Here is a 22,752-nt window from a genome sequence, read left to right as displayed (position 1 = left end):
TCCGGAGAAAGAAAAACACCTCTCTCCGGAACAGTTTTCAATTAGGCTACTAACAAGGGTCGCTAGCTTCCAAACCGCATGACCAGCCTTTCCACCAGTTATCATCAGCGTCTTTAACAGCACCAATGTAAGTTGTGGCTTCTAGGTCAGCATCAACAGTCGATGGGTCCATCGCAATTACTGCATTCTCAGCAGCACCATTCACAAAGATGTTGGACAATGTTGTTGATGCTTCTGAGTTGTTTGCATCAGCTGCAACAGCAGCAGCTGCAATACCAGCTTCAGAGTTTGCGGTGTCTAGTGAAGCCGTACAGTTAAACAATACTGATTGGAAACTTGGGTCAGCACTTGCTGAGTAAGATCCGTTGCCGTCACCGGCACTTGCTTCAAAGCGGAAACACTCTTCATTGTGGTTTACCACACCATTCATGTATTTACCGATTGTTCCAGTGTTCAAACGGAAAGCGTTTCCATTGTCACCAGTTGAACCAGATACGAATGTGAAGTTAGCAATTTTAGCATCAGAGAATGGTGCAACATATCCACCAGCACTTGAAGCTTCTACAATGTTGTCACCACCATCATCGCGCTGCACAACGATAGCGTATTGAATTGTACCGTTATAACCATTGTCAGTGTCGATTGAGTCGTCATCATTACCAGTCAGAACAAGGTGTTTAACGTTTACTTCACCACCGAAGAATTCAACACCATCATCTGAGTTGTTGTGAACTTGGATGTAATCAACAACAGTACCTGAACCAACACCACCGAATGTAATACCGTTCAACTCGTTACCAGAGGATATCTCGTTACCCGCGTGCTTTACAACAGTGTACATAATAGAACCACTACTATCTGTTGAAAGCGCTCCACCATAAATACCGTCTGGAGCTGTCACACCCTCTACAGCATTCACACAACTTGCTGTTCCTGGTGTTGTTACACCTGGACAATTGTTGATTGGTGCACGTCCAAGAATAACCAATCCACCCCATTCACCGATTGCATTTTCAGCATCGATTTGAGTGTCTCTTAGGTCTGCTTCTGATGTGAATATAACTGGGTTTGCTTGAGTTCCGTTTGAGTTCAATTTAGAACCACGGTTTACGACTAGATAATCTGCACCAGAGTTACCAAAAATTGTCACTCCAGATTCAATTGTCAGAACAACAGCATCACCATCAGTTGCAGTGCCATCAGCACCGACATCGACACCGACATCAACACGTCCATCCAACTCATAGATGTTACCACGTGTAAGGCGTGTGTCTTCATTCACAGTACCAGAAACACGACAGATATTCTTGCCATCAAAATCTTGGCCACTGTCTGTTGTACCTGTCGGACAAGACACATCACCAAATAGTCCAAACGTCCAACCAGTTGCCCAGTTGTCAGTCGCTGATTCAGTCGCACTAAATGCACCAACATAATCTGTTGTGATAAGGTTAGAGTTCACAGCGTTAGGATCAGCAGCTGTTACACCAGCCTCTGCTGTTCCTGGGAAGAAAACAGATGAAAGCGTGCTTGTTGTGATCGTGTTGTTTGCATCAGCTGCTACCGCTGCGGCGGCAGTGCCAGATTCTGAATTGGCTGTATCAAGTGAAACAGCACAATCAAAAAGAACTGATTGAAAGCTTGGGTCATTTGCAACGGAGTATGCAGAAGTTGCGTCTTGACCAGCACTTGCTTCAAAGCGGAAACACTCTTCGTTGTGGTCAACAACACCGTTAATGTATGTACCAATTGTTCCAGTGTTCAAACGGAAAGCGTTTCCATTATCACCAGTCGAACCAGATACAAATGTAAAGTTAGCAATGGTAGCATCAGAGAATGGTGAAACATATCCACCAGCACTTGAAGCTTCTACGATGTTGTCACCACCCTCATCACGTTGAACAACCGCCGCAAACTGAATTGAACCAGCATAACCATTATCTGTATCGATGGAGTCATCATCGTTACCTGTCAGCACAAGGTGAGTAACATTCACATTACCACCGAAGAACTCAACACCATCATCAGAGTTGTTGTGAACTTGAATGTAGTCAACAGTTGTACCTGAACCCACACCGGCAAAAGTAATACCGTTTAGCTCGTTACCTGAAGCAAGCTCGTTACCAGCGAAACGCACTTGAACATATTTTAGAGTACCAGAACTATCAGTTGTGTCGTTACCACCGTAAATCGCGTCAGGCGCAGTCACACCTTCAACAGCGTTTACACAACCAGCTGTCCCTGGAGCCACACTACCAGTACAGTTATTGATAGGTGCATCACCTAAAATAACCACACCACCCCACTCACCAGTGGCATTTACAGTGTCGGTTTGTGAACCTTCAAGGTCAGCCTCTGAAGTAAACACGATTGGTTGAGTTTCTGAACCGATTGCTTCGATCTCAGATCCACGGTTTACAACCAGATAGTCTGCACCAGAAGCACCAAAAACAGTTACACCCGGCTCAATGATTAAGCGACCATAGTTTGCTGTTGGTGTCGCACCAGTTGTCACACCAGCATCTGTTCCAACGTTAACACGACCGTTCAACCGATACGCAATACCGTCAACTGCCGCCAAAGTAAGTGTACCATTGATTGTACCAGAAACTTCACAAACAGTCGTAGAATCAATTGGGTCTAGCGTGTTAAAGCCTGTTGGACAGGAAGCAGTTGCACCGTCACCTCCACCGCTTCCACCATCAGACCCACCACCTGTCGCAGGTGTTCCAGCGTCAGTCGCTCCTGGCGAAGTAATATTTGAACCTTGTGTACAAGCGAAAACTGCTAGACTAGCAGCACCGATTAGCAATGCGTGGCGAAAATTCTTAACCGAAGTCATATGGGTAAACCCCCTAACAGAGTGGCGTGAAGCAAAACTTTTGCTTTAAAGTGACAAACCGCCCCTACGGCTTAAACGTCACTAAAAAGGCCTCTGCGATATCGCACACCTATATGACAGTCATGTTACAGCTCTGCGTTTCTGGGCCGACTGCACCCAGATTAAACCACTCAATCTTCTAATTTCTTCTCCTCACCTATAATTGCTCTTAGATAGCCATTTCACAAAAAACGGCATATACAATATAGTAACTCATTGATTTTTAATTTAATTTTATATCATCATGTAAAAATGCCTGATAATCACATTTTTATTGAAGGACCCAAAAGCCACACTACCCAGAAACCAAATGCCAAATGCGGACCGAATGCGATTCGAACATCACCGCGAATTTGCCTTTGCTTCAAACTTTTCAATCCCACCAAAACTAATCCTGAAACAGCCGCTATTAATAAGATATATGGCAATGCGACCCAGCCTGACCATGCACCTGCTGCGGCAAGCAATTTGGCGTCACCCATCCCCATTCCGGCCACGCCTTTACGCACTTTATGCAAATAGGACACGCCAACAATAAGACCATATCCAACCGCGCACCCAATGACATGGTGATGCAAATCCTCCAATTTAAAGACGCTTGCCCAAACCAGCCCCGCAATCAAAAGTGTGTATGTCAATAAATTGGGTAAGATATGGCGTTCGATATCTACAAAAGACATCCAAGACAGAAAGATAGCGATAAATATACTTGGATAAAAAAACTCAAGCGGCAGACAAACCAGCGCTGTCAGCATCGCAAACAATGCCACGCTAGCACACAATATATATCGAATATTAGATTTTAACTTCAGCCGCTCATCCATAAAGATATCCTTTAACGGACAAGTTTTAAGATTTGCTATTCAGCCACATCTTCAAATGGTGCGATAGTTACACTTTCACCACACCCACATGCATCGGTCTGGTTTGGGTTTCTAAAGACAAATTTGGAATGAAGTGGCGACACTTCATAATCAATCTGCGAGCCCAGCAAAAACAACACAGCTTTTGCATCCACAACGATCTCAACATCATTGTCAGCAACCCGCTCATCAAGAGGCTCAGGCGCTTGTGCATAATCCATGACATATTCCATGCCAGCACATCCGCCATTTTTGACGCCAACGCGCAAAAATCCTGCACCACGTTCTGACATAATCTCTTTGACGCGCTTAGCAGCAGCGTCTGAGAGTGTCACTATTTTGGGTCTGGGTCTTCTAGCCATGATACTTATATGTGCTTTGTGATTATCAATTACAACATGTTCAATTGAAGGCGTGCTTCATCTGACATGCGCGATGCATCCCATGGCGGATCAAACACAAGACTAACCTTACAAGTGTGAACACCATCAACCTTAAGAACAGCCTCTTCAACCCAGCCAGGCATCTCTCCGGCCACAGGGCATCCAGGCGCAGTCAATGTCATTTCCACATCAGCATGACGATCATCATTCAAATCCACTTTGTAGATAAGCCCAAGCTCATACACATCAACAGGGATTTCAGGGTCATACACTTCTTTAATGCGCGCAATAATGCCATCAGTGATACGGTTTAATTCATCCTGAGGAATAGGTCCCTTAGATGCTGGCACTTCTGGCGCATCTGGTTCAATTACATCGCGTTTTACATCGTCTGCCATATTCATCTCTATCTATGCCAATAACATGGCTCGCGCTTTATCCAGCGCTTCCACAAACATATCAGCTTCTTCTAGTGTATTATAGACCCCAACGCTTGCACGCGCCGTTGCACTTACCTTTAAATGGGACATTAAAGGCTGAGCGCAATGGTGACCGGCACGAATTGCCACACCATACCGGTCCAAAATCTGTGCCAAATCGTGCGGATGTGTTCCCTCAATTGAGAAAGTCAGCACCGGCCCTTTATCTTTGGACATCCCATATATCGTCAGACCATTTATACCGCGCACGCCTTCAGCCAAGCGTTCGTAAACAGCTTTTTTATAAGCTCTAGCTTCAGGCGTTACAAACTTTTGCATCCAAGCAACAGCCGCCCCAAACCCAACAGCTTCTAAAATAGCAGGTGTCCCAGCTTCAAAGCGATGAGGAGGTGTATTGTAGGTCACACTTTCGCGCGTGACCAAATCAATCATCTCGCCGCCGCCTTGATAAGGCTGCATATTGGCTAATATGTCCAACTTACCGTAAAGCGCACCAATACCCGTCGGGCCATACATTTTGTGCGCAGAACACACATAGAAATCAACATCCATTACCTGAACATCAACGTCCAAATGCACCGCCGCCTGACAGCCATCCAACAAGACTAATGCACCAGCTGAGTGCGCTTCTTTGATAATTGTTTTGACGTCAGGTACCGTACCCAGCACATTCGACATATGTGTCACAGCAACAAGGCGCGTTTTTTCAGACAATTGAGACCGAAAACTCTCCATATCTAGAGAGCCATCTTCTTCAATTTCAATCCATTTGATGACTGCACCAAAGCGTTCCCGCAAAAAATGCCATGGCACGATGTTGGAGTGATGCTCCATAACCGAAACCATAATCTCGTCACCCGCTTTGATCGTCGCACCTAATCCAGACGCAACAAGATTAATCGCTTCGGTGGCACCTTTGGTAAAGATGATCTCATCGACAGATTTTGCATTCAAATGTGAACGCACAAGCTCACGTGATTTTTCAAATGCATCCGTCGTTTCATTCGCAAGGGTATGCAATCCGCGGTGAACATTTGAATAAGCGGTGCGCGCTTGATTAAACATTGCATCAAGTACGTAATCAGATTTCTGAGCTGAAGCTGCACTATCAAGATAAATTAGCGGCTTATTTCCTATCTTGCGTTCAAGAATAGGAAATTGCTCTCGAATGTTTTGAATATCAAATTCTGATTTTAAAGAGACTTCATCAGCCATTGGCGCGCCTCCTCTTCCAAAGTATCACGCAAACCATCATCGTTTATGTCTGCAAATGCTTCCGCGATGAAACTTTGCGTCAACATGGCTTTTGCTGTGATTAATGGAATACCGCGCTGACGCATATAGAAGAGCGCTTCTGCATCCAACGCGCCAGCAGTATTTCCATGCGCACACTGCACATCATCTGCATAAATCTCTAATTCAGGCTTGGCATTCACTTCCGCGCCATCTTCAAGCAGCAAAGTATTGTGCGCCATAGATGCGTCAGTTTTCTGAGCGTCGCGTGCAACGTAAAATTTGCCTTGATAGGCACCTTTTCCGCCTTTTTTTACAGCACCTTTGGTCACCTGACTTGTCACACAATGACCAGCTGAATGTCTCACAAAACTTGTAAAGTCTGCATGGCGTTTATCATCAAGCAAATAAGCTGCATTCAAAATTGCTTCAGCATCAGGCTCACGATGAATGAGGCGCGTCTCTATCCGGCAAAGTTTGCTACCTGTTGCATAAGCTGTCTGATTGAATTTCGTACCTTCATACAAATGCACATTCGCCGAAACAATTTGAACAGCATCGACGCCAGCAGACTGATAGATAACGCGATCGACCTTGGCACCTTTTTCAAGATTGTATTCCAAAACAACAGATGAAAAACCGCCTTGGTTTAAATGCGTTTCAACAATGGTAGCAGAAGCACCCTCACGCAACAAAACCTCGACATGCGCGTAACAATCTTTTGCATCTGCATCGACAATTATTCGCAACGGACTCGACAATTTTGCGCCAATTTCGATCGTCAAAACGCTCGGACCAGTCGCCAAAGCGGATGCAAGCGCTCCCATCGGCAATTCTTCAGCGGCCGCAAATGCAGGTGCATCAATATTCTCAGTCCAACGCACACCAGCGGGCCGTTTTGCAGGCGCTTCCAACCCATTACGAGTAAATCTAAATACAGGCGCATCTACATCCGCAAATACATCTTTGATCGACAGATCAACCGCCGCCTCAACTGGCTTTAGTGCAGCCCGCAGATCAGACCAGCGCCAACCTTCTACACGCCGATGCGGAAGACCTTTTTCAGCAAACGCCTCAAAAGCTCTTGTGCGACGTGCATCAGACTTTAACCCCTGAAAAGTTTCAATAAATCGACCTTCAGCTGGGCTTGGATTTTCAATCAATGTGGAAACAGCTTGTTCGCTCACGCACTCGCCTCCGCTAGTACGCCATCATAGCCTTCATCTTCAAGACGAAGCGCCAATTCAGGACCGCCTGTTTTGATGATCTTCCCATCTGCAAGAACATGTACTTTATCTGGTTTGATGTGATCAAGGAGGCGCTGATAGTGCGTAATCACAAGCATACCACGATCTGGCGCACGCAATGCGTTTACACCTTCAGACACAACACGCAGCGCATCAATGTCCAAACCAGAATCTGTTTCATCTAGAATCAAGAATTTAGGCTCAAGCATCATTGCTTGGAAAATTTCCAAACGCTTTTTCTCACCACCAGAAAAACCAACATTGAGCGGGCGCTTGAGCATATCAGCATCAATCTTCAATACTTTGGCGATCTCGCGGGCTTTGCGTAGAAAATCAGGCGCTGAGATTTCCTCTTCGCCGCGCATTTTACGTTGTGCATTCATAGCCGTACGCACAAATGTCATCACTGGCACACCTGGGATTTCAAGCGGGTATTGGAAAGACAGATATAAGCCTTTAGCTGCGCGCTCCTCCGGGTCCATCTCCAAAAGGTTTTCGCCGTTCAGCTCAGCTGTTCCAGACGTTGCTTCATAACCATCACGGCCAGTCAGCACATAAGACAGAGTCGATTTTCCCGCACCATTGGGCCCCATAATGGCGTGTACTTCACCTGCAGGCACATTAAGGCTTAGGCCTTTAATAATTTCCTTGCCTTCGCCGTCTTCTTTTTCAACGCGAGCGACGAGTTCATTTAGGGCTAGCACGAGATGTTACTCCAACAGTCTTTTAGTGTTCCATTTAGATGGGAACTGGTTTCTATTTCACAATACCCGACAGGGTTAGTATGTTATTTCGTCACAGGGTCAACCGGAAACAGCCTTTAGGTTTAACCAACGCTACCTTCGAGGCTGACTTCGAGAAGCTTCTGCGCTTCAACAGCAAATTCCATGGGCAATTTCTGAATAACGTCACGCACGAACCCATTGACGAGAAGCGCCACAGCTTCTTCTTCACCCAAGCCACGCTGGCGACAGTAGAATAACTGATCTTCAGATAGGCGCGTTGTCGTGGCTTCATGCTCAAGCTGAGCATCTGCACGTTTGTTTTCGATATAGGGCACGGTGTGCGCACCACATGTCTGACCGATCAGCAAACTATCACATTGCGTAAAGTTGCGAGACCCTTTGGCCTTACCGCCTACAGACACCAAACCACGATAGGTCGAGTTTGATTTACCGGCTGATACACCTTTGGAAATTATACGCGACTTGGTACGTTCACCAAGGTGGATCATCTTCGTCCCTGTATCGGCTTGTTGATGACCATTCGTGACAGCGATAGAATAAAACTCACCAACACTATCATCACCGCGCAAAATACAGCTTGGATATTTCCAAGTCACCGCAGAACCAGTTTCAACTTGTGTCCAAGAGATCTTAGATCGTTTTCCGCGACAATCACCGCGCTTGGTCACAAAGTTATAAACGCCGCCCTTGCCATCAGCATCACCAGGCCACCAGTTTTGAACGGTTGAGTATTTAATTTCAGCATCATCAAGCGCAACAAGTTCAACAACAGCCGCATGAAGCTGGTTCTCATCACGCATAGGTGCCGTACAGCCCTCTAGGTAGGAAACGTAAGCACCTTCATCTGCAATGATCAAAGTCCGCTCAAACTGCCCAGTTCCTTGTGCATTCATACGGAAATAGGTCGATAATTCCATCGGGCAACGTACACCCTTGGGAATGTAGACAAATGTCCCATCGGAAAAGACCGCACAATTTAGCGTCGCGAAAAAATTGTCAGACTGAGGCACAACCGTCCCAAGGTATTTTTTCACCAACTCAGGATATTCAACAATCGCTTCAGAAATCGACATGAAGATCACGCCGGCTTTTTTCAGCTCTTTTTGAAATGTCGTCACCACCGACACAGAATCAAACACAGCATCCACAGCAATACGTGGTTTCTCGCGTGCTTCAGCCGCAGATTCAGCAGCACCTTCCACACCCAGCAAAACTTCTGCTTCACGTAATGGAATACCTAGTTTTTTATAGGTTTCCAGAATCTCTTCGGGCACGTCATCAATAGACTCGTATTTTGTTTGCCCTTTGGGCGCTGCGTAATAATAGGCATCCTGATAATCAATCTTTGGATAATTCACCATCGCCCAGTCAGGCTCTTCCATGGTGAGCCAGCGCTCATATGCTTGCAAACGCCATTCAAGCATCCATTCAGGTTCATTCTTCTTCGCAGAAATGAAGCGGACAGTTTCTTCACTTAGACCTTTAGGTGCAAATTCTTGTTCAATATCAGTGGTAAAACCAGCATTGTAATTATCCGATTCCAACGCACGCGCTGCATCAACTGTCGCCTGATCAACGCCATCTTTTACGATATCTTGTGCACGTGTGTCGTCGGCCATCAGGCAGTCTCCTTATTCGGGATATTCATGTTTATCCCTTTTCGCTGCGCCGCTTGTAACCATGCGTCGCCAGCTTTATCAAAATCTGTATCTTGTGAGGCCCAACCAAAGCTGAGCCTGATTGCACCTTGTGAGAGTTCCTGCGCAACTCCCATTGATGCTAAAACATGTGATTGCTTCACCTTGCCAGATGAACATGCTGAACCCGATGACACAGCAACGCCAGCAAGGTCCATAGCCATCACTTGGGTCTCAGCTCGCAAACCTTCAACACTGAGGCAAGATGTATTTGCCAATCGTGGAACATTTTCAGCAAATACCGTCACATTTGCCACAGTTTTCAAGCGTTTTTCCAGTGTATCACGTTTTACGGCAAATTCCTGAAATTTCTCTAAGTCTTGAAGTGATACGTCTACCGCCGCCGCAAATCCCGCTGCACCAACAAGATTCTGCGTTCCTGAACGACGCCCTAATTCCTGACCGCCACCAAGTAATGTCGCTTTAAACGGTGCACCTGCACGCACATAAAAAGCGCCTATACCCGATGGTCCGCCAACCTTATGCCCCGACAAGGTCATGTAATCTATTTCACCATCCAGCACAGAAACAGACATCTTGCCGACACCTTGAACCGCATCACAATGGATTAAACCATCAGCTTCATGAATTAGATTTGCAGCAGCTTCCACGGGCTGAATCGCGCCTGTTTCGTTATTTGCTAGCATCAAAGAGAGCAAAGGCTGTCGCCCTTCATGGGGCCAATTTTCTAGTAATTCCTTTAGCCACTCAAGATCTATCAATCCATCTGGCGTCACTTGCGCTTTTATTGCGTCTGGCAATTGTGCCAACACAGCATCATGCTCAAACCCGCAAACAATCGGCATTAATAACGGTTCTTGAAGACGAATACCATTGAGTATCGCAGCATTGGCTTCTGTGCCGCCACTCGTAAAGGTCAGGTCTTCGCGGCAAGCCCCAATAGCGCCCGCAACCACTTCCCGTGCATTCTCAAGACATGCGCGTGCAGCACGGCCTTGGCCATGCACGGATGAAGGATTTGCCCCTATGTCCATAGCTGCAATCATCGCGTCTTTAGCCTGCGGCCTTAAAGGTGCGGTTGCGTTATAATCGCAATATATGGCGTCAAACTTCGCCAAAACTTGAATTCCTATAATCTTTCCAAAACGCCGGACATGCCTTTAACATTACCCGACAAAACATCACTGATAGACACACCAGACAGAAATTGAATTATGTGAAGACGCAGCTCACGCCAAAGGTCATGTGTGGCACATCTTTCCAACCGCCCGGTACATGGTTTCCCTCCCATTTCACCGCAACGTGTCGTCTGAATTGGTTCATCAACGGCGACGATAATCTGACTTACCATGGTTTTTGAGGCGTCATTTAACAACAAATAACCACCGCCCGGCCCACGTACACTTTTCACGATGTTTGCTTTTCTCAGTTTGGCAAACAATTGTTCCAGATATGAGAGTGAAATCTTCTGTCGTTCAGCGATATCGGAAAGAGAAACCGGACCGTCCATATCGTTTGACGCAAGATCCACCAACGCCATAACAGCGTACCGACCTCTAGAACCCAATTTCATTAAACTCTCCTGCAGACTATTTCAGGCTTAAATATATACCCGATGAAATTAGTCAAGTAATAGACCAATTACAAACTAGAGTCAGAAAAACTTGTAATTTACCCACAGAATAGGGTATCGCCTGTTTTCTACATTTTATTGGTTTTAGAAGGATTCCGTTTATGCCAGAAGTCATTATCCCTGGTCCTGCCGGTCGCATTGAAGCCCGTTACGAAGAATCCGAGATCCCCGGCGCTCCTATTGCCCTTATCTTGCACCCTCACCCAAAAGCGGGAGGAACTATGCAAGACCCTGTTGTTATTACGCTTTATGAAATGTTCGCTAAGCGTGGATTTTCTACATTACGTTTCAATTTCCGTGGTGTTGGTCGCTCTCAGGGGTCATTTGATGCAGGTCCAGCAGAGCTGTCTGATGCGGCATACATTCTTGACTATCTCGAATCAATAAATGACAGCGCCCGCGCTTGTTGGGTTTCGGGTTATTCATTTGGTGCGTATATTTGTCTTCAACTTTTGATGCGCCGCCCTGAAATCGATGGTTTCATCGCCGTATCACCACCAGCAAACCATTATGATCTCGCATTCCTTGCGCCTTGTCCGGCATCAGGAATAATCATAGCTGGCGATAAAGACGGTGTCGCAGCCCCTTCTGATATTGAGCGCTCACTCACAAAAGTGCGTGTCCAAAAAGGTGAAGAGATTGAACGCGCCATCGTTCCCGGCGCAAACCATTTTTATCAAGACAAACTTGAAGAGCTTGAAGCGACAGCGGCTGAATACCTCGACCGCCGTCTCGCCGCTGCAAACCCAAGTACACTCCCATCAATCGAAGAACTCGAAGACGAGATCGACGATTTTGATGAAGAAGAATAAAGCACAGCTTTAAGATATAGATTTATCTCTTACGGGTGGTTGCTATATGGCGGCCACCCGTAATTGGTTCTGGAGCACCTGTCGTTTCAGGAAAACTTATTGGTAGCTCCAACGCCGAGCGTGCCGCCAGAAAAGCGAATGCTTCTGCTTCTATCGCATCTCCTCGCCAGCCAATACTTGATGCATCAATTAGGGCATCGCCTAATTCATCTCGAAGATATTGCATAATGAGAGGATTGTGACGCCCACCTCCGGTTGCCACCACCATTTCCGGCTTTTTCGGCATACTCGACAAAGCTTGTAATACGGTTCGCGCGGAGAAGGCTGTGAGTGTCGCTGCACCATCCTCGAAGGACATATCAGATACCAATTTTTCAGCAGAAAAATCATATCTGTCGAGTGACTTTGGTGGCTTGGTCGAAAAATAGGGGTGTTTTAGCCAGTCTTTAATTTTCTCTTCGTGCACTTTGCCAGCTAAAGCAAATTTGGCATCAGCATCGAATGCGCCTTTTCCATGCTTTTCAATCCACTCATCTATCGGCCCATTTCCCGGTCCAGTATCAAAGGCAATTGGCGGCTGATCACTTGTTTGCCAAGTGAAATTGGCGACTCCACCAAGATTTAGCACTACGCCTGTAAATTCATTTTGATTGCGTTTAGCAGCTTCCATATCCAAAAGCGCGGTGTGATAGATTGGCGCCAATGGCGCACCATGCCCTCCAGCTTCCATATCAGCTGTACGAAAATCATAAACAACAGGAATGCCAAGCTCTTTAGCCAGCAATTGACCATCTCCTAATTGGAGCGTCTTTCCCTTCTGACCATCAAGAGGAGGCGAATGCAAAACCGTCTGCCCATGAAAGCCAGCAAGAACAGGTGTCTCACCTCCCCCAAACTGCATGAGTTTTTGTGCAGCCTCAGCATGAGCCAGCGTCATCAAGCGCTCAGCCTTATCAAAACTCTTTGGACGAACGCCTTCCCAATTCCATTTTAGGGCATCTTGTGTTGCTTCTGCCAGCACTTTCCTTTGAGCATTCGTATAGCTAATCGTAATCCACGACCCAAGCTCTTCGATACGCTCACCATCTGTTTTAACAAGCGCAACATCGACGCCGTCAAGAGAAGTTCCACTCATAAACCCAAGCACCCATTGAGGACCGGTTTTAAACAATTGAGCTAATTGGCTAGACATTACGCCTCTTCCCTCTTTCAAAGCTTGCATCTCTTGTGTTAATCGCCCAACTCAATCTAAGGAGACGAATCTTATGGCCGACGATGCCTTCATGCCTCAATCTGAATTATTACGCACTCTTTTTGAGCGCGGATATGTCTATCAGATAACAGATGAAGCAGGTTTGGATGAATATGCTAAATCTGAAATGCCCATTGCATATGCCGGCTATGATGCAACTGCTTCAAGTCTACATGTAGGTCATCTTGTATCTATTATGATGCTGAGACGCCTTCAACAAGCTGGTGGTAAACCTATCGTCCTTATGGGCGGCGGCACGACAAAAATCGGTGATCCGACTGATAAAGAAAAATCTCGCCCGATTCTGACCGAAGAAGAAATTCAGAAAAACATTAATGGCATTAAATCCGTATTTGAAAAATTCCTGACTTTCGGGGATGGACCAACAGATGCTGTCATGGTCAATAATGATGACTGGCTAGGTAAGATCAACTATCTCGAATTTCTGCGCGATTACGGGAAACTGTTCACCATCAACAAAATGATTATGCAGGACACTGTAAAACGCCGCCTCGAAAACGAACAACCTTACACTTTCCTTGAGTTCAATTATGCACTTCTGCAAGCATATGATTTTGTCGAACTAAACCGCCGCCTTAAAGTACGCCTTCAACTTGGTGGTTCCGACCAATGGGGTAATATCACCAATGGTACAGAATTGTGTCGCCGCGTAGAGAATGTTCAAGCCTTTGGGTTCACAACGCCCTTATTGACAACCGCTTCCGGTGTTAAAATGGGTAAAACAGTTGGCGGAGCTGTATGGCTCAATGCTGACTTGAAAAGTCCATATGACTATTGGCAATTCTGGCGCAACACAGAAGACGCAGATGTTGGAAAATTCCTGAAACTGTTCACCGACCTTCCATTGGATAAGATAGCAGAACTTGAATCGCTTAAAGGTGCACAAATCAATGATGCTAAAATTGCGCTAGCTGATGCGGCGACAAGTATGCTCCACGGAGAAGAAGCCGCCAAAGAAGCTAATGCCGCAGCTGCGAAGGTATTTGCCGAAGGCGCGACAGCAGACGGTATGCCTTCCTTTGATGTTGCAATGTCGGAAATTGAATCTGGCTATAGCGTGATTGACGGTTTTGTCGCGTCAGGACTCGCCAAATCGAAAGGTGAAGTTAGACGTCACATTAAAGCTGGTGCTGCAAAATTAAATGGTGAAACCATCACTGACGAGCTTGCGACAATAGGCACAGCCGATCTTGAGAGCGACAACACTGCTCGCTTATCAATTGGTAAGAAAAGACACGCTCGTTTAACAGCGAACTAACAAAAATTGCCCACAACCTCGATAGATTGTGGGCATTTCAATCACTTAAAACGATACTAAAACTATCTAAGAGCCGCAGGTAAACAACGCGACTTACCAAATGAGACATAGTCTTCATATTGCCCTGCTGTAGCCTGAGTAACGCTCACAAGCTGATCATATCCAGCGTAATTTTCTGTTCCGGGTACACCCCATTCAATTCGCGAAGCAACAGACAATTCAGGAATAAACGTTGTTGTTTCAGGTACATCAAAAGTTGTTTTAACGTCAAATGCTGGCAACGCTCCGAATCCGATATCCTCAGATATTTTTGTCGAAACAACAGAAACATCCACAGGAATGGGCTTTCCGGCTAAATCCGTACCGCTTAATATTGTGCTATTTCCCTGTTGAATAGGCCACAATGTCTGTAGGGACTGCCGTTCGGATGCGCTCGGCATTACATCACCACATACTTGCCAATAAACCCCTGAAAACTCTAGGAAAAAATCTTCTTCAGCTGGTTGTTTTCCCATCTCTGAAACATTTGCATAAAGCGCGTAATCACTTCCAGATTCAACGACCACCTGCTTAAGATTCAAATCAGGTTCGCCAGCTGCATAAGCGGTATATTCTAAAACAGTCCCAACTTTAGGAGGGGTATATACTGAATAAGGTGAAACTTTATTCGCTGTTCCGGTCGCACAACCAGCCAACAAAACCAAACTCAATGTCGATGCTGCAAAGATACGCGTCATGATATTTCGCTTTCGCAAGTTTTTCTTACCAATATTCTTTAACACTAGGGAAAACATTTTCCTCAGAATATAGTCAATAGAATTCTCCAATGACGATATATCTGAATTACTAACCCTAATGACCGATAGCGGCATGCTCGTTTGCTGCACAAGCAGCTTTCAACAACCCTATTGTGGCAGATGCACCCGCCCCTTCAGAACACCTAAGCCCCAGATCTAACAATGGTTTTTGTCCCAAACGATCTAAAAGCGCTTGATGTGCAGGCTCAGACGACAAATGACCTGCTAGACAATGATCAGCAGCTCCGGGCTTCATTGCATGCACAAGTGCAGCTGCGACACAGGTTGAGAAAACATCCAATATAACTGGAATACCCTGCATACGGGCGGCGATAATTGCTCCAACTAGCGCCGCAATTTCCCTACCGCCGACCCGACGTAATATCTCAAGAGGATTGCTTAAGTTTCCACGATGAGTCGCCATCGCCTTGCGAACCACTTCAACACGCGCATCAATAACCTCAGACGAGACCCACGCCCCAGCACGCACCCAATATGTAGCATTCCCGCCAAACATGGCACACGCCACAGCAGCAGCAGCCGTACCGCCACCAACGCCCGTTTCTCCTAATACCAGCAAGTCCGGTTTTTCAGCAATTGCTTCCATACCAAAGGCAATTGTCGCAGCTGTTTCTTTTTCCGACATAGCCGGACCTTCGGTAAAATCGGCTGTCGGTTTTTCGACCGCCATTTCAAAAACACGCAATCCTGCACCACCAGCTGCAGCTATATGATTGGTCGCAGCAGCCCCTGTGCGCAACATTTCAACCATTTTTTGGGTGCTTGCTTTGTCATGTGAAACAATACCATGCTTTGCAACCCCATGAGAGGAAGCATAAATAGCAACCATTGGGCGTTCGACTTTGGGAATCGGGGTCCCTTGCCATTGCGCCATCCATGCTACTATTTCACTCATACGGCCCAAACCACCTGGTGCCTGCATCAATCGTTTTTGTCGATCTTCAGCCGCTTGTTTTGCTGCCAAATCACCGTTTGGTGCACTTTCAACAAGAGCACGTATATCATCTAGAGGCGACATGATTCCGTCCAGTTCTAGACCAAAAATTGTAAGCGAGACTCATCTATGCCCGTTTCGATGCGTTCGATCAACTCCTTTTAGGTAGAGTATTATTGATTTTGGGGTCGACTTCATCTTTGTTTTGGTCAACTTATTCACTATTCTCTATCTGCGCTTGAAAGCATTACTGTGATCCAGTCTCCGTGCAAAAATATATGCGAACTTGATAGTTCTCACACGAAATGCATCAGCTGCCACCGCACTCTGATCGAAATCGAAAATTGGTCCCTGATGACTCAGCAGGAACGACGAGATATTTTGGTTAAATTACCTGATCGTGCCGAAATATTTTTGCAAAGCAAAAGTGAAAATGCAAATGGGCAAGAGTTAAAATGATATCAAGAATACTCACTGCAGCCGCACTCATCCTAGCAACGCTAATCTTAATTGCTTTTCTGACCAATGGTAGTTTTCAAAGCCAAGACGGAAAAGACGTCTCAATTGTCAGAATTTCTTTGCTTTGTGGTTACCTCCTTTTGATATCAGGAGGAGTGTATGGCGCATTTAAAACAAATGCTGCTCAAATGTTTAAATACGCGATTGTGTGGGCAGGAATAGCAGGCTTAATAGCACTCATTTATCAGGTGATGCATTGAATAATAAATTTGGATCTATTCTCATCGTTTTCATAGCAGCCTTTGCGATTGCAATAGGGCTTAGAGAACGTATTGAACGTGAGGAAGCTTTTTCTGCACGCAATGAACAAGTGCAAACAGCTGTAAAATCACCCAAAGCAATGAACCAGTTTGAAATACAATATCCTGGCGAACTCGCTGCATCATTACGCAAACAACCAGACGGTCACTATTGGGCAAAGGCTAAGGTCAATAATAGATATCAATTAGACTTCATGGTGGATACAGGCGCTAGCATTTGCGTTCTCACACCCGCCGATGCAAGGCGCCTTGGGTATGACTACTCAACAATGGAAAAAGACATCAAGATCACAACAGCTTCGGGAACAACTTATGGTGCATCCGTCACGCTTGACCGCCTAGAAATCGGACGTGTAATGCTCAAAAATATTGATGCAGTTGTTCTGGATGATAATCTGGAGCAATCCCTTTTAGGCATGTCATTTCTTGAGAGACTAACAAAATGGGAAGTATCTAAATCTGCGATTATCATTCATCAATAATGGTGACTTCAACACACAAGTTTTACTCTTCAGCCACAAAGCCAGCAGCCTCATCGACAATTGAAATCGCCTCTACACCTTTTGCTCCTGGAGCATTTTCAGACAAATAGCGACGCCATTTTTTTGCGCCGCGCTTCCCATTAAAAAGCCCCATCATATGGCGAGTGATCGCATGAAGATGCGTACCTTTTTCTAGTTGAGCTTTGATATATGGACGATACGTAGCCAACGCTTGATGCTCTGAAACATCTGGAGTCGTTTCACCAAACACCAATCTATCTACTTGTCCCAAAATGTGAGGTGTGTGGTATGCAGCACGTCCTAACATGACGCCATCAAGACAAGACAACTGATCTAAACTAGCTTCCATATCAACTAACCCGCCATTGAGCGAAATTGTTAGATCTGGACGAGCCTTTTTTAATCTAACCACCAAATCATAATCTAAAGGTGGAATATCTCTGTTTTCTTTTGGGCTTAGCCCTTTAAGCCATGCTTTTCGTGCATGCACGATAAACACCTGACACCCGGCATCGGCAACTGTGTTCACAAAAGAAAACAACCGCTCATTTGGGTCATCGTCATCAATACCGATACGGCACTTTACAGTCACAGGAATATCGACAGCATTTTGCATCGCAGAAATACATTCAGCGACGCGCTCTGGTTGGGCCATTAAACACGCACCAAAAGCTCCTGACTGCACGCGATCTGATGGGCAACCGCAGTTTAAATTGATTTCACTATAGCCATAATCTTCACCCACTTTAGAGGCTTGAGCCAGCTTGATAGGGTCTGATCCACCTAACTGCAGAGCTAAAGGTTGCTCGTCAGGATTAAAGCCGATCAAATACTCTAAATCTCCGTGCAATAATGCATCTGCAGTGACCATTTCAGTGTACAGCAACGCACGCTTGGTAAACGCACGATGGAACATCCGGCAATGCCGATCTGTCCAATCCATCATCGGCGCGACAGAAAATCTATAAGAGTGATTGTAAATCATTCATTCAATTCATTCAGAAAATTAGAGCGTGAACTAGCTATCTCTTATTGCGTCATAGCATTTAGACACAGCAGCAGAGGCGTATAGCTTAATCAGCAATAAGGTGCAAATTCCGAGCGCTCTACTGAATAGCTTTGTGTACAAGCCTCCTGCGGCATTCAGTGAAATTAGTTATCCGCCCGTAACAGACATAGTACGCGGTGAAGATGGTGTATCAATTTTTGCTTCGTCGAAATCATGACGTTCAGGCTTATTTCTCAATGCCCTGTTCAGCAATCTATTCATCGTTTCATCAGTTTGGTCATCTCTCAAAGCCGCGCGTAAATCCTCGCCCTCTTCGTGCCCCAAACATGTATACAAACGCCCAGTACATGTCATACGGATACGGTTGCAAGTCGCGCAGAAATTATGAGATAAAGGAGAAATAAATCCGACTCGCCCGCCCGTTTCTTCAACGCGCATATACCTAGCTGGCCCACCCGTGCTGTCTTCTAGCTCAGTGAGCGTCCAATGTTTATTAAGCTGCGATTTCACTTCCTGAAGTGACAAAAATGATGAAGATCTGTGCGTCATTTCCTCACCCAAAGGCATGACCTCAATCAAGCTGAGATCAAATCCATTTTTATGAGCCCAGCTAATCATGCTTGGAATTTCGTCAGCATTCGCATCTGCCAACGCAACAGTATTGATTTTAACTTTAAGTCCAGACTTAGCAGCAGCATCTATGCCTCTAAGCACTTGCGGGAGCGCATCTCTTCGCGACAGGCGCTCATAAACATTTCGATCAAGACTATCTAGCGATATGTTAATCCTCTTAATGCCCATATCCGCCAAGGCTTGTGCATTTGCTTCTAATTGTGTTGCATTGGTTGTGAGTGTAAGCTCTTCTAAACCACTGCCCAATCTCTCTGCAAATTTTGATAACAAGCGTATAGCGTCTTTTCGCACCAATGGTTCACCGCCGGTCACGCGAAGCTTTGTAATTCCACGCGCAATAAAAGCATCAACAAGCCTCGTTAATTCTTCAAAAGAAAGAACATCCGATTTAGGTAAAAATTGCATACGTTCAGGCATGCAATACGTACAACGCAAATCACACCTATCCGTTATGGATAGGCGCAAATAGCTAATTGTTCGATTAAACCGATCTTGAAGAATGGTCTGATCAACAGGTGCAATTGTGTCCTTCGAGCGAACATCTATTGTCGGTGTTTGCACAGCCGCTTTGGTTTCTATCAGCCTATATACCATTCAGTGTTTAATCCGTCATTTATCCACTACAGACGTGTAGATGCCTGCTTAATCGCACGACGTATTGTCATATAGGTTGCACAACGGCACAAGTTTCCACTCATGGCATCATAAATATCCTGATCTGTTGGAGTTGGGTTTGACTCCAGCAGCGCGACCGCCGACATAATTTGTCCAGATTGACAATATCCGCACTGAGGCACGTTCAAATCAACCCAAGCATCGCGGATAGCTTGAGCAGCTTTCCCCTCTTTGCCTTCAATCGTCGTCACTTTCGCGCCATCCAGCGCATCGTGCGGAATTGAGCAAGAGCGCGTTGGCTCTCCATCCAAGTGTACAGTGCACGCACCACATTGTGCCACACCACATCCAAATTTTGTGCCTGTCATTTTCAAATGATCACGCAACACCCACAATAGAGGTGTACCTGCTGCTGCATCAACTGTTTCGTTTTTGCCGTTAATATTGATCGTAATAGCCATGGTTACATCCTCCCTTAAGCGTCTTCTGTTCTATTTAGCGGCAGCACATAATCATCAGCGCCGATAATCGGTAAATTTCTAAATCTTTTCCCCGTTGCAGCATAAATAGCATTAGCAAGTGCAGGTGCAGCTGGTGGAGTAGGCGGCTCACCCACACCTGCAGGCGGCGCATTAGATTCAATGATTTCAACTTCAAACGTACGCGGCGCTTCTTCCATGCGTAGCAATCTCCAATCTGGGAAGTTCGCTTGCTCTACAGCACCGTTTTTCATAGAAATTTTACCATAGAGCGCATTGGAGAAACCGAAAATCGTTCCACCTTCAATTTGGGCTTTTACGTGAAGTGGATTGACTACAGTTCCAGCATCCATCGCCACCCAAACACCCGGAATGCTAAGATTACCTTCATCATCAACTGCCACTTCGACAACAGTTGCAACATAAGTTAGGAAAGAACGATGAACGGCTATTCCTAAACCATGCCCCTTAGGAAGTTCACGTCCCCATTTCGCCATCTCAGACACACGATTGGCAACATTCGTCAGTCGAGCTGTATCAAGAGGGTATTCTGTAGCATCCGCACCATAGTTTGGGTATTGCGTTTGCTCATCCTTGTTTGGGTCCATGATACGTGGCGCACCAATCAGCTCAATTAAAAAATCCTTCTGATCTCGCCCTGCTGCTACAGCCATTTCAGCGACGAAACTTTGATTGGCAAAAACAGTGTGAATATTTGCAACAGAGCGTAACCAACCAACGCGCACATTTGCTTCTGCTTTAACACTTTCAACCTGTAGATTAGGTACATCAAATGCGACATCCACAGCCCCTAGTCCCATCTCAAATCCGGTTGCTTCATCTGCACTGGGATTAAAAATAGATGTGAGAGACGGGAATGCGGCGCGATTAAGATAAGAAATACACTTACCATCCGCATCCAAACCACCTTCAAAACGATGCACACTTGAAGCATGATAATATCCATGTTGAATTTCATCTTCACGTGTCCAAACAACCTTAACCGGTTTGCCCAACTCACGAGACAGCAAGGCAGCTTCCACTGCGAAATCACATTTGGATTTTCGTCCAAAAGCACCGCCCAACCAAGTTGGATGAACTTTGATTTTTTCAATATCGACGCTCAACAAATCGGAGATGGTTTTTCGCGTTGTCTGAGCGTCCTGAACACACGCCCACACCTCCAATTCACCGCCGATCCACTCTGCTGTCGCGCTAGGTGGCTCAATCGGAGAATGAACAAAAAACGCCGTTTGATATTCCGCTGTTACCTTTGTTTCAGCCGCAGCAAATGCTTGAGATACATCTCCACGTTTTCTGTGAATAGTACCAGACGTATTTGTTCTCTCACTTAATACCTTCGTAAAAGCTTCAGAATCAAATCCAGCATTTGGTCCCTTATCCCATTCAATCGACAATGCCTGTCTACCCTGAATGGCCGCCCATGTATCTGTCGCAATCACGGCTACGCCGCCAAGCGCTTTAAACATGACAGGCACGGTAGCAGCTGGCAATTCGACCGTTTTCAAAACACCTTGAACCGCTAGAGTGTCAGAATCATTATACGATAGCACTTTGCCAAGGACTTGAGGTGGGCGTGAGATCACCGCATATACCATTCCAGGCCGCTGAACATCTTGGCCGAAAATGCCTTCACCTTTTACAATTTTTTCAACAGTAAGAGATGAAATCTCTTTACCGATAAGCCGCCACTCATCTCTTGATTTTAGCTTAATTTGATCCTCAGAAGGAACTTGTAAATTACCGGCCGCTTCCGCCAATTGGCCATAAGTCAATGTCTTCTTACTCGGTGTATGCGTCACAATGCCTTGCTCGGCATAACACTCACTTAATTCAACACCCCAATGATTTGCAGCTGCTTGACACAGCATTTGGCGCATTGCGGCACCTGCAACCCTTAAACGATGGAAGTTGAACCGAACAGAGCGTGAGCCATCTGTGTTTTGGTCACCATATTTGGGATTCCCGAGAGCTTGAACAATCTCAACCTTGTCCCATTCCGCTTCTAATTCTTCCACGGTAATTTGGGCCATGGAAGTCCATGATTGTTGTCCCATTTCAGCGCGGTGACATGTGATTTTGACTTTGCCATCTGCTTCTATTTCAATCCACAAGGACGGTGTGGCATCTCCACCCCTAACTTCCTTCAAAGGGCTTGGACCAGCAGGCGTTGGTGGGACTGGATCGATCAAAATTTCTTCAGCTTTGGAACATCCAACTAGAGAAACACCAATAACGAACAAGCTGGTTCCTGAAATAAAACCGCGACGGCTTAAATTCACAGGCACGACATTTTTGGAAGTGTCAGGCTCATCGGATATGTTGGACTTTATTGCCATCTCATTCATTAAATCAGAAAACATGCTTCGTTATCCTTTCATACACACCCATTTGACACTTTCGCCATTTGGTATTTTTGACCCTAAATTAGAGTAGCTCATTACCCATACAAAATTGGTTTTATTTCACCAAAATCGCTCTACAACCAAAACTACAGCTTTGAACTAACACCAAAATCTCACGCATGTGTTATG

General features: G+C 45.7%; 22 protein-coding genes. 5 read left to right on the top strand and 17 right to left on the bottom strand.

Features of this window, described 5'->3' with window-relative positions; translation table 11 throughout:
* Positions 1-49: 49 nt before the first annotated feature.
* The 10 genes from HBAL_RS07250 to HBAL_RS07205 form a co-directional block, all read right to left on the bottom strand.
* Entirely contained in the window at positions 50-2,842 is a 2,793-nt protein-coding gene (locus HBAL_RS07250) for a hypothetical protein (protein ID WP_015827289.1), read from the bottom strand.
* A gap of 302 nt (positions 2,843-3,144) precedes the next feature.
* On the bottom strand, positions 3,145-3,705 hold the full coding sequence (locus HBAL_RS07245) for a prepilin peptidase (RefSeq protein ID WP_049763130.1): 561 nt from the start codon (positions 3,703-3,705) through the stop codon (positions 3,145-3,147).
* 35 nt (positions 3,706-3,740) lie between these two features.
* Positions 3,741-4,106, bottom strand: coding sequence for a HesB/IscA family protein (locus tag HBAL_RS07240; RefSeq protein WP_015827288.1), 366 nt, complete (start codon positions 4,104-4,106; stop codon positions 3,741-3,743).
* A 29-nt stretch (positions 4,107-4,135) separates the two neighbouring features.
* Complete coding sequence (locus HBAL_RS07235; protein WP_015827287.1) at positions 4,136-4,525, bottom strand: SUF system Fe-S cluster assembly protein; 390 nt, start codon at positions 4,523-4,525, stop codon at positions 4,136-4,138.
* A gap of 12 nt (positions 4,526-4,537) precedes the next feature.
* On the bottom strand, positions 4,538-5,782 hold the full coding sequence (locus HBAL_RS07230; protein WP_015827286.1) for an aminotransferase class V-fold PLP-dependent enzyme: 1,245 nt from the start codon (positions 5,780-5,782) through the stop codon (positions 4,538-4,540).
* A complete protein-coding gene (sufD, locus tag HBAL_RS07225; RefSeq protein ID WP_015827285.1) occupies positions 5,761-6,987 on the bottom strand; it encodes a Fe-S cluster assembly protein SufD in 1,227 nt (408 codons plus the stop codon). The genes HBAL_RS07230 and sufD overlap by 22 nt, the downstream gene beginning before the upstream one ends.
* Positions 6,984-7,751, bottom strand: a complete 768-nt coding sequence (gene sufC, locus HBAL_RS07220) for a Fe-S cluster assembly ATPase SufC (RefSeq protein ID WP_015827284.1) — start codon at positions 7,749-7,751, stop codon at positions 6,984-6,986. Before sufC ends, sufD begins: the two co-directional genes overlap by 4 nt.
* 122 nt (positions 7,752-7,873) lie before the next feature.
* Positions 7,874-9,412, bottom strand: coding sequence for a Fe-S cluster assembly protein SufB (gene sufB / locus HBAL_RS07215; protein WP_015827283.1), 1,539 nt, complete (start codon positions 9,410-9,412; stop codon positions 7,874-7,876).
* Positions 9,412-10,569: a cysteine desulfurase family protein gene (locus tag HBAL_RS07210; RefSeq protein WP_015827282.1), complete on the bottom strand. Its 1,158-nt coding sequence runs from the start codon at positions 10,567-10,569 to the stop codon at positions 9,412-9,414. The genes sufB and HBAL_RS07210 overlap by 1 nt, the downstream gene beginning before the upstream one ends.
* Positions 10,570-10,580: 11 nt before the next feature.
* Positions 10,581-11,024, bottom strand: coding sequence for an Rrf2 family transcriptional regulator (locus tag HBAL_RS07205; protein ID WP_015827281.1), 444 nt, complete (start codon positions 11,022-11,024; stop codon positions 10,581-10,583).
* Positions 11,025-11,185: 161 nt separating this feature from the next.
* Between HBAL_RS07205 and HBAL_RS07200 the strand changes: the two genes are divergently transcribed.
* Positions 11,186-11,896, top strand: coding sequence for an alpha/beta hydrolase (locus tag HBAL_RS07200; protein ID WP_015827280.1), 711 nt, complete (start codon positions 11,186-11,188; stop codon positions 11,894-11,896).
* Between the two features lie 22 nt (positions 11,897-11,918).
* Here HBAL_RS07200 and HBAL_RS07195 read toward each other — a convergent pair whose 3' ends face one another.
* Positions 11,919-13,088 (bottom strand): anhydro-N-acetylmuramic acid kinase, encoded by a 1,170-nt coding sequence (locus tag HBAL_RS07195; protein ID WP_015827279.1) that lies wholly within the window; start codon positions 13,086-13,088, stop codon positions 11,919-11,921.
* A 73-nt stretch (positions 13,089-13,161) separates the two neighbouring features.
* Here HBAL_RS07195 and tyrS point away from each other — a divergent pair, with 73 nt between their 5' ends.
* On the top strand, positions 13,162-14,427 hold the full coding sequence (tyrS, locus tag HBAL_RS07190) for a tyrosine--tRNA ligase (RefSeq protein WP_015827278.1): 1,266 nt from the start codon (positions 13,162-13,164) through the stop codon (positions 14,425-14,427).
* Between the two features lie 62 nt (positions 14,428-14,489).
* Here tyrS and HBAL_RS07185 read toward each other — a convergent pair whose 3' ends face one another.
* Together HBAL_RS07185 and HBAL_RS07180 are read right to left on the bottom strand one after the other, a co-directional pair.
* Positions 14,490-15,164 carry a hypothetical protein gene (locus HBAL_RS07185; RefSeq protein ID WP_149037381.1) on the bottom strand — a complete coding sequence of 225 codons (675 nt, stop codon included), beginning with the start codon at positions 15,162-15,164 and terminating at the stop codon, positions 14,490-14,492.
* Between the two features lie 115 nt (positions 15,165-15,279).
* Positions 15,280-16,263, bottom strand: a complete 984-nt coding sequence (locus HBAL_RS07180; protein ID WP_015827276.1) for a nicotinate-nucleotide--dimethylbenzimidazole phosphoribosyltransferase — start codon at positions 16,261-16,263, stop codon at positions 15,280-15,282.
* 168 nt (positions 16,264-16,431) lie between these two features.
* Here HBAL_RS07180 and HBAL_RS17035 point away from each other — a divergent pair, with 168 nt between their 5' ends.
* From HBAL_RS17035 to HBAL_RS07170, 3 genes are read left to right on the top strand one after another with little or no spacing between them, the layout of a single operon-like run.
* Positions 16,432-16,638 carry a DUF1289 domain-containing protein gene (locus tag HBAL_RS17035; RefSeq protein ID WP_407635706.1) on the top strand — a complete coding sequence of 69 codons (207 nt, stop codon included), beginning with the start codon at positions 16,432-16,434 and terminating at the stop codon, positions 16,636-16,638.
* A complete protein-coding gene (locus HBAL_RS07175; RefSeq protein WP_015827275.1) occupies positions 16,635-16,898 on the top strand; it encodes a hypothetical protein in 264 nt (87 codons plus the stop codon). The genes HBAL_RS17035 and HBAL_RS07175 overlap by 4 nt, the downstream gene beginning before the upstream one ends.
* Positions 16,895-17,440, top strand: coding sequence for a retropepsin-like aspartic protease family protein (locus tag HBAL_RS07170; protein WP_015827274.1), 546 nt, complete (start codon positions 16,895-16,897; stop codon positions 17,438-17,440). The genes HBAL_RS07175 and HBAL_RS07170 overlap by 4 nt, the downstream gene beginning before the upstream one ends.
* Positions 17,441-17,462: 22 nt before the next feature.
* On the opposite strand, the gene dusA is transcribed toward HBAL_RS07170, so the two are convergent.
* The 4 genes from dusA to HBAL_RS07150 form a co-directional block, all read right to left on the bottom strand.
* Positions 17,463-18,446, bottom strand: a complete 984-nt coding sequence (gene dusA, locus HBAL_RS07165; protein WP_015827273.1) for a tRNA dihydrouridine(20/20a) synthase DusA — start codon at positions 18,444-18,446, stop codon at positions 17,463-17,465.
* Between the two features lie 171 nt (positions 18,447-18,617).
* A complete protein-coding gene (moaA, locus tag HBAL_RS07160; RefSeq protein WP_015827272.1) occupies positions 18,618-19,697 on the bottom strand; it encodes a GTP 3',8-cyclase MoaA in 1,080 nt (359 codons plus the stop codon).
* 26 nt (positions 19,698-19,723) lie between these two features.
* Positions 19,724-20,179: a (2Fe-2S)-binding protein gene (locus HBAL_RS07155; protein WP_015827271.1), complete on the bottom strand. Its 456-nt coding sequence runs from the start codon at positions 20,177-20,179 to the stop codon at positions 19,724-19,726.
* A 14-nt stretch (positions 20,180-20,193) separates the two neighbouring features.
* A complete protein-coding gene (locus HBAL_RS07150) occupies positions 20,194-22,581 on the bottom strand; it encodes a xanthine dehydrogenase family protein molybdopterin-binding subunit (RefSeq protein WP_015827270.1) in 2,388 nt (795 codons plus the stop codon).
* Between the last annotated feature and the right edge of the window lie 171 nt (positions 22,582-22,752).

The sequence above is a fragment of the Hirschia baltica ATCC 49814 genome, assembly GCF_000023785.1.
GTDB classification, from domain to species: Bacteria; Pseudomonadota; Alphaproteobacteria; order Caulobacterales; family Hyphomonadaceae; genus Hirschia; species Hirschia baltica.
Note: the sequence above shows the minus strand (reverse complement) of the source record. Positions and strands in the feature narration are given on the sequence as shown.

Bases quoted from the DNA above. Each gene is read 5' to 3' on its own strand.
- HBAL_RS07250 (WP_015827289.1), bottom strand. From the start codon at position 2,842: ATGACTTCGGTTAAGAATTTTCGCCACGCATTGCTAATCGGTGCTGCT.
- HBAL_RS07245 (WP_049763130.1), bottom strand. From the start codon at position 3,705: ATGGATGAGCGGCTGAAGTTAAAATCTAATATTCGATATATATTGTGT.
- HBAL_RS07240 (WP_015827288.1), bottom strand. From the start codon at position 4,106: ATGGCTAGAAGACCCAGACCCAAAATAGTGACACTCTCAGACGCTGCT.
- HBAL_RS07235 (WP_015827287.1), bottom strand. From the start codon at position 4,525: ATGGCAGACGATGTAAAACGCGATGTAATTGAACCAGATGCGCCAGAA.
- HBAL_RS07230 (WP_015827286.1), bottom strand. From the start codon at position 5,782: ATGGCTGATGAAGTCTCTTTAAAATCAGAATTTGATATTCAAAACATT.
- sufB (WP_015827283.1), bottom strand. From the start codon at position 9,412: ATGGCCGACGACACACGTGCACAAGATATCGTAAAAGATGGCGTTGAT.
- HBAL_RS07205 (WP_015827281.1), bottom strand. From the start codon at position 11,024: ATGAAATTGGGTTCTAGAGGTCGGTACGCTGTTATGGCGTTGGTGGAT.
- HBAL_RS07200 (WP_015827280.1), top strand. From the start codon at position 11,186: ATGCCAGAAGTCATTATCCCTGGTCCTGCCGGTCGCATTGAAGCCCGT.
- HBAL_RS07195 (WP_015827279.1), bottom strand. From the start codon at position 13,088: ATGTCTAGCCAATTAGCTCAATTGTTTAAAACCGGTCCTCAATGGGTG.
- tyrS (WP_015827278.1), top strand. From the start codon at position 13,162: ATGGCCGACGATGCCTTCATGCCTCAATCTGAATTATTACGCACTCTT.
- HBAL_RS07185 (WP_149037381.1), bottom strand. From the start codon at position 15,164: ATGACGCGTATCTTTGCAGCATCGACATTGAGTTTGGTTTTGTTGGCT.
- HBAL_RS07180 (WP_015827276.1), bottom strand. From the start codon at position 16,263: ATGTCGCCTCTAGATGATATACGTGCTCTTGTTGAAAGTGCACCAAAC.
- HBAL_RS07175 (WP_015827275.1), top strand. From the start codon at position 16,635: ATGATATCAAGAATACTCACTGCAGCCGCACTCATCCTAGCAACGCTA.
- dusA (WP_015827273.1), bottom strand. From the start codon at position 18,446: ATGATTTACAATCACTCTTATAGATTTTCTGTCGCGCCGATGATGGAT.
- moaA (WP_015827272.1), bottom strand. From the start codon at position 19,697: ATGGTATATAGGCTGATAGAAACCAAAGCGGCTGTGCAAACACCGACA.
- HBAL_RS07155 (WP_015827271.1), bottom strand. From the start codon at position 20,179: ATGGCTATTACGATCAATATTAACGGCAAAAACGAAACAGTTGATGCA.
- HBAL_RS07150 (WP_015827270.1), bottom strand. From the start codon at position 22,581: ATGTTTTCTGATTTAATGAATGAGATGGCAATAAAGTCCAACATATCC.